We start from the raw sequence: 2,011 nt of genomic DNA on the forward strand, positions 1-2,011 counted from the left end.
ATAATCAAATTATGTATTCTTTTAGTTTATTCAGATTGTAATCTGACTGCCCTTTGCAATTGACAAAAAAGTCATTGTCTCCATCGCTTGCCATCTCAGGCATGTTAACAATGTATTCGACAGTCTTTTTGTAATCATCGATATAATGGAATAACTTTTTGCTGATTGCTTCTGAAAAATATTCCTTGGCATTTTCGCCATAGGTCAGAACTTTACATCCGAAAAAACTGGCTTCATATGCCACTGTAGAACTTTCAACAACTACCGCATAAGCCTGATTTAAGAGTTCGTATATATTTTTTGAGGTGGTTTCTTGTATATCAAAAAAAGTATAACTAGAAAAATGGTCTTTATATTTTTCTATCAAATGATGACTTCGAGGATGCAGTCTCAAAGAGATCTGAAATTTATCCTGAAGATTATTGTCAATTATCGTGTTAACCGCCTTGGTTATCATTGATTTTGTATGGTTGTGAGTATATTGCTCAATAAATACAATATTCTTGATCTTTTTACCTTCTCTATTGCTTCCATTCTTATAGGAAAATAAGTCTAACTTCCCTCCCACCAGCACTTCTGGTGCTAAATCGTCTTTTACTGGCTTTATGTATTTTCTTGAAGTCTCACCCCAGACCCAAAAACTATCTGGCAAGATATCCTTTTGATGATCAAATTGTTTCAAGTTATGAAAGTTTGGCCCCAGAATCCCATGTTGTACTTCTGCCGTTTTTATTCCCAGCTGTTTGCAGGCAATAACCGCAGCCAGGCGTTCAGAAGAGTAAAAGCTGGTTAACATGAGAAGCTTGGGTGAGATGTTAGATAAAATATCTATGAAATTATCTGATCTTATAAAGATAGATTTAATCCATCTGTCAACATAATCATAACTGAATGGGCATAATAATTTGTTCTTTCGAATGAAGAAGAAGAGTTCTTTCAGTCCTCTTATATTACGTTCTTTAAAATTATTGGGTATAAATTTATCAATCGGTTTCTTGTAGTACAGTACATCTCTTTCAAATTTGATTTTTCTAAAGCTGTTATCAAATGGAAGAATGCTCAACTGTGAAAACTCTGACATTTCATCTTGAATAGGCTGAAAAATTCTATTTTCTGAAGAACCGTTCTCGTTCAAAATTAATGAGTCAAGAGCTTCAAGAAAAACAATGTCATACTTATTATTAAGGCAATGCTTTTCTTTCGCCAATAGCAAATTATCTCCAACCTCTTTTGCGAAAAGTTTGTTTTGACGGAACGAGGTATCTCTATTAAAAACAGAGTAAGTTTTTCTATTGGCAGAAGCCAATAGCCCGGCACTATCAAAAGACCATAGGTGAAGGCCTGCTAATAAGCACTTTACAGCGTTCCAGACATGCCAGTTATTAAATCTTATGTTTTTTACGTTAAACTCTTGTTCAATACGACTGATGTTTTCTTCAACAACTTTAGGGTTTATTGAAAATGAGTCCATTTTAAATGATTTCTAGTTTGTAGTTGATTTTAAGGCCATACTTTTTTTCTAGAAATAGTTTTTTCTTATATTGTTTTTTTGCCTTATTGCTAACTAAATTGCCATATAACATTCTACTTCGTGGGTTGATACCGTTACGTATTATATATTGCTTCAATCTGAATAAGCTCATTTCAAAATTGCCGCAATGATAATAGCATTCAGCAGATTTTATTCTTGATGATTTAGCCGCTTTATGAGTATTTATAATATATTCATAATACCCCAAAGCTCGATCAAAATTTCTAAGTGCATGATATGAGTCACCTATCAATTCAACTATAGGCAAGCCGTATTTATGCTGGATTTCATCATATCTTTCTTTAGAGAACAGCCGTACAACTTTATAAAAGGATCTCATTCTAAAGAGTTCTCTGGCAATATCCACTTTCAGAGTCTCATGAACTTCATAAAAACGTATAATTCTTTCAGCAGAAAAATTATTGTTAGCCCTACGATATACTTTTGAGAATTTCACAGCTAAAGGGAATGTCTTTGGGC

At 33.4% G+C, this 2,011-nt stretch carries 2 protein-coding genes; both read right to left on the reverse strand.

Annotation, left to right across the window (positions count from 1 at the left end):
- Positions 1–4 precede the first annotated feature (4 nt).
- A complete protein-coding gene (locus KDK19_RS14280) occupies positions 5–1,471 on the reverse strand; it encodes a hypothetical protein (RefSeq protein WP_257292221.1) in 1,467 nt (488 codons plus the stop codon).
- Between the two features lies 1 nt (position 1,472).
- On the reverse strand, positions 1,473–2,011 hold a 539-nt coding region (locus KDK19_RS14285), incomplete at its 5' end, for a hypothetical protein (protein WP_257292222.1).

It is taken from the genome of Endozoicomonas sp. ONNA1, from assembly GCF_024606325.1.
Lineage (GTDB): Bacteria > Pseudomonadota > Gammaproteobacteria > Pseudomonadales > Endozoicomonadaceae > Endozoicomonas_A.